Here is an 8518-nt window from a genome sequence, read left to right as displayed (position 1 = left end):
CTGGAGTGAGAATAAACACAAAAATAAGAGGAATAAATACCCCTAATACGGTGTTGTCTAACCGCGGTAGCATGATGTTGTCTCCCTGACCATTGAGCGAGAAACCAGCAAATACGAATAAAGTAACGAAGAAGACTGCAAACCCGTAATGACGCGCGGAAGTATGAAAAAAGAGGACTGCTGCAATACAAAACACAAAGGGTAAAATATCAGTTGATACTTGAAAGTGCAGTAAACCACCGACCATGATTAACCCACAAACGGTACCTGTAAGACGCTGTAACAATCGTGTCCATGTCATGGATAAATTTGGGCGTAATATCAATAAGCTAGTCATTAATGTCCAAAATCCAAAATCGAGATTCAACGAACGTACAACGATAAGACCCGTGGTAAGGCTTAATGTTCCTCGCAGTGCGTGACGGAAGTAACTTGATTTCAGTGTCATTTGGCTAACGAGTTTTGACACAATATCTTGCCATTTCCATGTTAGAACAATTGGTTTAGATATGATTTGAGGGGTTATTGCAACTGTGGTTGCTTTATTCTTAAGTTCTTGCAATAAAAGATAAATGATATCTAATTTATTAATGAACGAATGTGCTGTAATTGCTTCGTCTTGCGCTTCTTCGGCTACCTGATATTGACGCAGAGTTTTGAAATCGATCTCAGGCAGCGTTAAATGGTGTACGTTATTAACACTGACTTGCGCTAAATATTGACTAATTTGTTGGTTAGCATGATGAATATTCTCTAGCCATTGTGGGTTGTATTGTTTTAATAATGGCGTTGAGGTGAAATACATTAAACGTGTTTGTTCGTTAATACGTTCTGCAATTTTTAAAAAACGATAAATATCTTGTAGTTTAGCGCTGTCTTCACCACAACAAAATTGCTGATGAATGCGATATTCAAGCGTATGTGACAAGGTTGCTATTTGAGAGCGGAATTGGGCTGATTTAATAAAAAGTTGGTTTTTATCTGTTGCAAGTACAAACCCTTGATCGTGAAGCATAAGTTTCTTTGCTAATACTTGATAAAGGTCCGATAAAATATCTTTTGATTCCTGATTTGGCAGAAAAAATATCGCTAATACTTGCCAGAAAATATACCACATCGCACCTCCTGTCAGCCAAAGAGGAACCAGCCACACAGAACGACCGTCTAGGTGTAATAACATCGCATAAATAGCTAACAGAATAGCTGCAAATCCAATAGCACCTAATCGAGGTGTTAATACCGCGAGCATAAATAGTGCAAAGCTAACAATGGCTAACGAGCCAACAAAGAGTAATGAATGTGGAAAGACAACTTCGATGCCTAAACTGATAAGGAAAAAGAGGGGTAAGGCTATCAGAAAGTCATAGATACGGTATTTGGTCACACTAGACGTATCAGCAAATCCACAACTAATGCTACCAAGTGAGAAAGCAATACCCATGGTGACATGTCCCATTAGAAACAATGGAATAGAGCAACTGACAAAACTGAGAGCTGCAATATTGGTTCTTAAATTGAAAAAGGTTCGTAATGACGGGTAACGAAGCAAAATATTTGATTGAATCATGGTTGGCACGATAGTTAAGAATATATAGATGAGACTCTAATTTATCGCTTGTTGGTATTTTTAGCCAGTATCATAACGAATATTAATAAGAAAACACGATAAAATTGATGACTAAGTGGTGAATTAATCTGTCTGATTATGGACAAAATAGCCATAATAATTGGAAATTAATGCTATTTATTGTCTCTTAATTTCTCTCTATTATTGCTCCATCAATGAGTTAAGAGAGATATTATTATGCAACATCAAATTATTACTGATCTTCATAACCGCTATACAGCTAAACAATATGATAAAACTAAAAAAATTAGCGCAGCAGATATGGATGTGATCAAAGAAGCAATTCGTTTATCTGCATCATCGATTAATTCACAACCATGGAAGTTTGTTGTATTAGAAAGTGATGAGGCAAAATTACGCTTCCATGAAACATTTGCTAACAAATATCAAATGAATCAGCGACATGCAACTGAAGCGTCACACATTGTTTTATTTGCACATAATCCTTTTTATACTAAAGATGATTATCGTAAAGTGGTGGATGCTGAAGTGTCATCTGGTCATTTAGCCGCAGAAAACTATGACAACATGTTAAATGGTGCTTATGGGTTTGCTGAATCAAACACTGATGAAAATGGCTTTAATGGTCATTGGACTAAAGCGCAAACCTACATTGCGTTAGGTAATACTCTGCATGTTCTTGCGCGATTAAATATTGCATCAACGTCAATGGAAGGGGTAGATTCTGAGCTTATTGGTTCTCTTTTTAATGTTGAATTAGATGGTTATGTTTGTGAGTTAGCATTAGCAATGGGTTATCATCTAGAGGGACAAGATTATAATTATGGCTTACCCAAAGCACGTTTAGCGGCAGAAGATATTATTACTGTACTGTAACGTATTGAAAAGCAAGTATCATAGACTCTGTTGATGCGGAAGGTACATTTTCCAACGTGGTGGTGTACCGATATGATCTTGTACTGCTTGAATAAATTCTTTAACTAACATGGTGTGTTTCCGATGTGGGTATATGGCATAAATAGCGGTATCTACACGTGAAATAATCATGTTTGGTAATAATTGTACTAATCCTTGCTGCTCTAATGAACCTTCTAAATTAGATAAATCAATAAGTGCGTAGCCAATTCCATCTTTTGCTGCATTTATCATGGTTTTGACATCACTGACTTTATATTTTGTTTGCATTTTATAGTGACAAAAACGCTCATTTGTATGGGCGTTTTTGATTCGTAATTGGTCAATTGTTAAGTCGACATTACTGTATACAATCGCTGGAAGTTCAGAAAGTTGTTGTGGTGTTGTTGGTAAACCATGACGCTCAATAAAGTCATTTGATGCAATTAAAATAAAATGAGTATCTGCGATTTTCTTGGCAATTAAATTTGATTCAGTTAATTTCCCAAGCCTAAATGCAATATCAAATTGTTCTGAAATGATGTCAGATTTTCTATCATCCAGTGAATGTACAATTTGTATATTAGGATATTGTTCAATAAAACGTGCAATTATGGGTTGCAAGTAGTTTTGACCAAAATAAATAGGCGAAGTGATACGTAAAATGCCTTTGGGTTGCGATTGATATGAATTCGCTATCAATTGAATGTCATTTAACACATCGCTGAGCTTGGTTGTTTGTTTGAGAATGTCCTCACCAGCCGATGTTAATGAAAATGATCGAGTTGAACGATTTAATAGTTGAACACCTAATTCTGTTTCTAGTTTTTTTATTTTTTTGGATAGTGATGAATTATCCATTTCATGCAACGTCGCAGCTTTTGAAAATGAACCTTGATTGACCACATCGGCAAATAATAATAGTTGAGTCGCTAGTGACATTTTTATTCCTTTAATCATTCTGTAATAACGTAGCTAAATGCTTTATGAGAGCATGATTAGTTAATTATTTACATTACACTTTTGTATACCGCAATAATACCGCAGGTCAGGCATAACGTTAATGCACCATAGCGAATGGTTTGTTTAGGCAATGATTGTGTGGTTTTGAGCGCCAACCAATATCCCGCCCAAGCAGCAGGCAGTAAGGGGAGAGTTAGCCATAGTTTTTCGATATTCAAAAAGCCGACAGGTATTAATGTTATTAATGAAATAATCGAACTAAACACAAAAAAAGCCGATAAATTACCGCGTAGCTGATTCGCTTCTTGGTGTTGCAAAAGAATAGCCATTGGTGGACCGCCAATGGCAGAGCTGGTACCAAATAATCCTGAGAAAAATCCCGCAATTACCATTCTTTTCGGTGTTGGTTCAATTCTAAACGGCATTACACTAATAAATACTGCGAGAAGTACTAATAGACCGACCCAAAGGGATAAGGTTTGGGTTGATATAAAAATAAGTAATATTGCACCAGTGATGGATCCTGGTATTCGGCCCAAGATTGCCATTTTCAAACCACCTAATTCAATGCTATTACGGTGCTTTAGACTGTTAAGTAATGAAATAAAGAGGGCAACTAAACAGATAGGGGCAGGGACATACTGAGGTGCAATGATAATAAGAATTGGGGCTGAAACTATAGCAAGTCCAAAACCTATGGCTGTTTGTACAAAAGATCCGACAAAGATCATTGCAATGGCCAGCAATGTGGTTGGGTCAATAGTCATAATTAGGTTCTTATATTAAGAATCATAGAATGTAGCTATTGTTATGCAGCATGACTTTTTATGCAATCAAGAAATTCATCAGTAGGATGTAGATTATACAGATTAAAGTTATAGGGACTAATTGTTATTTTGATAGTTTATCTAAAAAAAGTAAGCCTTGGCGTAAACCATTAGAGGTTAAGGTGGTATAAAAATTATCGATATCGGCTAAATACTGACTGATGGCGTGTTTTTCTTCGCTATTTTTTGTCATATTTAAAAAGATAAGGCACACCGTTCCTGTTCTTGAGTGGATAACTTGTTCTAGTAAAATTGTTCCCGCTTTAGATGATAACTTGACGCCTAGATCTAGAGTGTTGTTTGTCATGGCATGGCTAAAAACAGATAAGAGTTCATTATCTATATCTTTGGCCTGTGAGAATAATGAAGAAAGATATTTGACGTGTTTGGTGGCCAGCGCTGCTATCATATTCTCAAGGTTTTCAGAAATAGGGGATTGTTGCCATTGCAAAATATCATTTGATGTTACTGTTATTATTTGATTACAAGTGTTTGCTTTCTCTATTGCAATGTCATGATTTGATATGTAAAACATATTAAAGCTCTGCTGGATCACTGCTTCGAAATTAACGTCAGGGATAATAATGTTTTGTTGTGACAACATTTGAGCTGTGGTGTTTTTAGCCTCACAGTGGAGTGATTGCACCATTAAATACAGCGTAAAAAAAATCTTTCCTTGAAATATAGCTTCATGGATACGATCATTTATTGATGCTGATTGAGCCGTTAATTCAGTAAATGTTGCGATCTCTCTAACGGCTGCCTGAATCTGAAGTTCAATACTTATCGTATTATTCAATCTTGTACTCATTAGCGCATTCCTTTTATCGCAGGTACAGTTTAATTGTGGTACAGGTTATTGATTTATGCACAGTTTTATTATAGATATTGTGAATAATGTTCATTTTTCTTGACTGGGTCTTTAATATACTTCAACTGTAATATTTTTTAGTGCAGGCATATACTATTATAAAAATAAAAAGATGTATTTATTATGAATATTACTTACAGCGAAAATAGGCATTTGCGTAAATTTTTCCACTTACATACTCAATATCAGGCTATTATTTATCAGGATGTAAGGGAACGATTACCTCATTTAATCTTGAGTCAATCTGCAAAGATAAAAACAGCAAGACAATTACGTTGTGGTGGTTTAAAAATATATGAATATAAAATTAGTGCAGCTAAAGATGCTGTGTTTCGATTAGCCTATACATATTTCAATAATACTATTAATGTTATTTATATTAGTCAGATAATAATAAAACATCAGTTTTGTAAATTATTAGAAAAAACGGAAATTGTTGATTAATATATAATAATATTAAAAAATAAGCCGCTTAATAAAGTTAGCGGCTTATTTATAATTAGACAGCGTAATAAAATAGTTACTTCACTGAGCTATCGATTGGTTTTACCCATAAAATACCTACTTCTTTTTTTATGACCTCAACCATGACACCTTTGTCTATTTGTGTTTCTGATTTAATTTGCCATTGAATTCCAGAATAATTAAAGGTATAGCGTTCTGATGGTAATAAATCTTTTTCTAGTTCAAATGTTATAACAGCAAAGTCACTCTTTATATCCGTTTTACTGGGTTTGTTTTGTAACTTTTTCAATGGCTTCCAAAGTGCAATGGCTAACACAAGGGTTATAATGGCTAAGGTAAAAATTGTTGTTATCCAATTTTCCTCTAGTATACCAATGTAAATTAAGCCACTGGTGATCAGCATTGCAATGCCGAAAAAGAGCAGTACAAAAGTACTACAGCCCAGTATTAATACTTCAATGATAAGAGTGAGTAATCCCAATATCACTAATGTTTGTGGGATATTGCTAAACATATCGCCCCTTAGCTCTAAGCGTTACTTTTTTGAGCTTTGTTTATTGAATTTATTATAGATAAACCTTGAGCAACCATTGAACTTGCGTTAGTTGCATCTTCAGGTAATAGAACAACCGAAGATTCTTTTGCAATGGCTCTTTTTGCCTCAATGGCTTTAGTTGCTAATTCAAGTTGAATTGCTTTTTGGCCTTGTTCAGTATCTGCCGCTTCACCAACTTTACGTAATGCGTGAGCTTGTGCATCTGCAACCGCTAAAATAGCTGCGGCTTCACCTTCGGCTCTAAGGATTTGTTCTTGTTTATCTGCTTCTGCCGCTAACACTTGAGCTTGTTTTTTACCTTCAGCGACGTTGATAGCTGATTGACGATCTCCTTCAGATTCAAGGATCTGTGCTCTTTTCTCACGCTCAGCTTTCATTTGTGCTTCCATTGCTTCCATAACCGAGCTTGGTGGTACAATATCTTTAATTTCGTAACGGAGTACTTGTACACCCCAAGGCTCAGAAGCAGTATTGATGGCAGCAACAATGTTTGCATTTAGCAGATCACGCTCTTCAAATGTTTTATCTAACTCCATTTTACCTAATTCAGAGCGCATCGTTGTTTGTGCTAGCTGAGTGACAGCAAATTTATAGTCATCAACACCATAAGTGGCTTTGTAAGGTTCTAAGACTCGAAAATACAGCACACCATCAACAATAAGGCTGATATTGTCTTTTGTGATCGCAGATTGTGAAGGCACATCGACAGCCATTTCCTTAAGGCTTCGTTTGGCACCAATACTGTCAATAAATGGAATAATAAAATTTAAACCTGCTTCTTTAGTTGCTCGGTATTTACCAAAACGTTCAATCAGCCATGCTTCATTTTGTGGTACAAATATAATGCTTAATTTTAGCGTAACAACAATAAATATGAGTAAGTATAATTGTGGGCTGGAGAGTAAGTTAGTAATGAGATCTAATGGCATGCGTACAATTCCTCTGTTTATTTAATATTACATTCAGGTGTTATGTTATTTACAGAGACTGAAGTAATAGTTAATTAATTGATATAAAATAAATTTTATTTGTTTATATTTTGAGCAAATAATATGCTATCACACTTGTTGCTTATACGGGTTATACGCTATCACATTCGTGATGTATAACATGTGAATATTTACAGATAGCTTGAATAGCGAAATTGAGTGTTAACAGCTGTGTAATGATGAAAAGGAGACTAAATAGATACAAATACGCTAAGCGCAATGGCATTGAGCGTATCTGTATTTGTTGATGTTTAGCGTTGCTCTAGCGGATATGAACGGTAGCTCCATAAGCCATAAACGCGTAATGCATCACGATAGATACCGAGCAGTTCTTTATTTGAGGGGGTCGTTAATTCTGCCAATGGTTTATCTTCAACACTGATACTATCAAAGTTAATACTATGAGGCCCTGTTTGCCAGCTGGCAATATCAAATAAAGTTTGTCCCCGTCTAACATGGCTGGCTGAACTTATAATTGTTGCATGATCAATCTTGTGTCGCGCTAAGGCATAACTGACATACAGCGCATTTTCAACTGTGCTACGTGCGTAATTATCTTCAATAATACGCTGTGGAGATATGCCATGTTTAATTAACCAGTCAGCCATAAGTTTGCCCTCAGTTTTATGATTCTGAGGCACACCACCAGTAACAATAATAAGGGAGTTAGGTGATTGTTTTGCTAGAGTTAATGTGAGTTTCAGTCGTTGAATAAGAATATCATTCATTGTTCCATTTGGATTTAATGCATAACCTAAAGTAATAATGGCAGTATTGCCGCTGTAGGATTTGATAGCCGTAGTTTTTAACGGGGTTGCAATAACGTGATCGACAGTATTTATAATGTGTTCTATATCAGCCTGACGGCCAGGATTAAGAGATGCAAGTTTAACCATCTGTTTTATCGAGTCGGCATTATTGCCTTTAAAATTTTGCCATACCGCAAGATATGAAAGAATATCAATATCATCAGGGGCAGTGGTTTGTGCTTGTTTAAATAGTGTAATTGCTCGATCAACATTGCCGTTATATATTTGAGCATTTGCCGCTGAAATGAGTAAATCAGTACGATAAGGTTCGAGTTGGTAGGCTTCTAACAATCGTGACGTTACAATTTCAAGATTACTGGGCATTTTTGCAGTGAACCCCGCATGAGAAATGCGAGTAGGGGATTGAAAAGCAATAAGTGCATCAGTAAGTAGCTGATCGACAACTTGGCGTTTAGTGGTATATGTAGATAAATCAGTTGTAGATACAATACGTTGGGGGGTGGCTAAGTTACTAGCAAACAAAAAAGTAGAATGTAAACAAAATAAGTATCCAATAAGGAGCGATGTTGTATTTTTTTTCATCATTATTTAAGTA

Annotated in this window: 9 protein-coding genes; 2 read left to right on the top strand and 7 right to left on the bottom strand. The window is 35.7% G+C overall.

Annotated elements, in window-relative coordinates:
• On the bottom strand, nt 1-1567 hold a 1567-nt coding region (locus Q0V26_RS14170), incomplete at its 3' end, for an FUSC family membrane protein (RefSeq protein WP_297482821.1).
• 237 nt (nt 1568-1804) lie between these two features.
• Between Q0V26_RS14170 and Q0V26_RS14165 the strand changes: the two genes are divergently transcribed.
• Nucleotides 1805-2464 (top strand): nitroreductase family protein, encoded by a 660-nt coding sequence (locus Q0V26_RS14165; RefSeq protein WP_297482818.1) that lies wholly within the window; start codon nt 1805-1807, stop codon nt 2462-2464.
• A gap of 18 nt (nt 2465-2482) precedes the next feature.
• Here Q0V26_RS14165 and Q0V26_RS14160 read toward each other — a convergent pair whose 3' ends face one another.
• From Q0V26_RS14160 to Q0V26_RS14150, 3 genes are all read right to left on the bottom strand, one after another.
• Entirely contained in the window at nt 2483-3424 is a 942-nt protein-coding gene (locus Q0V26_RS14160) for a LysR family transcriptional regulator (protein WP_297482816.1), read from the bottom strand.
• A 68-nt stretch (nt 3425-3492) separates the two neighbouring features.
• Entirely contained in the window at nt 3493-4212 is a 720-nt protein-coding gene (locus tag Q0V26_RS14155) for a sulfite exporter TauE/SafE family protein (RefSeq protein WP_297482814.1), read from the bottom strand.
• A gap of 124 nt (nt 4213-4336) precedes the next feature.
• A complete protein-coding gene (locus Q0V26_RS14150) occupies nt 4337-5083 on the bottom strand; it encodes a hypothetical protein (protein ID WP_297482811.1) in 747 nt (248 codons plus the stop codon).
• 183 nt (nt 5084-5266) lie between these two features.
• On the opposite strand from Q0V26_RS14150, the gene Q0V26_RS14145 reads away from it, so the two are divergent.
• Nucleotides 5267-5587 (top strand): hypothetical protein, encoded by a 321-nt coding sequence (locus Q0V26_RS14145; protein WP_297482808.1) that lies wholly within the window; start codon nt 5267-5269, stop codon nt 5585-5587.
• A gap of 76 nt (nt 5588-5663) precedes the next feature.
• On the opposite strand, the gene Q0V26_RS14140 is transcribed toward Q0V26_RS14145, so the two are convergent.
• The 3 genes from Q0V26_RS14140 to Q0V26_RS14130 all read right to left on the bottom strand — a co-directional run bounded on the left by Q0V26_RS14140 (nt 5664) and on the right by Q0V26_RS14130 (nt 8505).
• Nucleotides 5664-6122, bottom strand: coding sequence for an NfeD family protein (locus Q0V26_RS14140; RefSeq protein WP_297482805.1), 459 nt, complete (start codon nt 6120-6122; stop codon nt 5664-5666).
• 14 nt (nt 6123-6136) lie between these two features.
• Complete coding sequence (locus Q0V26_RS14135; RefSeq protein WP_297482802.1) at nt 6137-7093, bottom strand: stomatin-like protein; 957 nt, start codon at nt 7091-7093, stop codon at nt 6137-6139.
• A gap of 311 nt (nt 7094-7404) precedes the next feature.
• On the bottom strand, nt 7405-8505 hold the full coding sequence (locus tag Q0V26_RS14130; protein WP_297482826.1) for a YdcF family protein: 1101 nt from the start codon (nt 8503-8505) through the stop codon (nt 7405-7407).
• Between the last annotated feature and the right edge of the window lie 13 nt (nt 8506-8518).

The sequence above is a fragment of the uncultured Photobacterium sp. genome, from assembly GCF_947039875.1.
GTDB lineage: Bacteria > Pseudomonadota > Gammaproteobacteria > Enterobacterales > Vibrionaceae > Photobacterium.
The sequence above is the reverse complement of the archived record's forward strand: the minus strand, read 5'-3'. Positions and strand labels throughout refer to the sequence as shown.

What these genes read in the sequence shown, in the direction of transcription:
- Q0V26_RS14130 (WP_297482826.1), bottom strand. Translation starts at nt 8,505, where the DNA reads ATGAAAAAAAATACAACATCGCTCCTTATTGGATACTTATTTTGTTTA.
- Q0V26_RS14165 (WP_297482818.1), top strand. Translation starts at nt 1,805, where the DNA reads ATGCAACATCAAATTATTACTGATCTTCATAACCGCTATACAGCTAAA.
- Q0V26_RS14140 (WP_297482805.1), bottom strand. Translation starts at nt 6,122, where the DNA reads ATGTTTAGCAATATCCCACAAACATTAGTGATATTGGGATTACTCACT.
- Q0V26_RS14155 (WP_297482814.1), bottom strand. Translation starts at nt 4,212, where the DNA reads ATGACTATTGACCCAACCACATTGCTGGCCATTGCAATGATCTTTGTC.
- Q0V26_RS14150 (WP_297482811.1), bottom strand. Translation starts at nt 5,083, where the DNA reads ATGAGTACAAGATTGAATAATACGATAAGTATTGAACTTCAGATTCAG.
- Q0V26_RS14160 (WP_297482816.1), bottom strand. Translation starts at nt 3,424, where the DNA reads ATGTCACTAGCGACTCAACTATTATTATTTGCCGATGTGGTCAATCAA.
- Q0V26_RS14145 (WP_297482808.1), top strand. Translation starts at nt 5,267, where the DNA reads ATGAATATTACTTACAGCGAAAATAGGCATTTGCGTAAATTTTTCCAC.
- Q0V26_RS14135 (WP_297482802.1), bottom strand. Translation starts at nt 7,093, where the DNA reads ATGCCATTAGATCTCATTACTAACTTACTCTCCAGCCCACAATTATAC.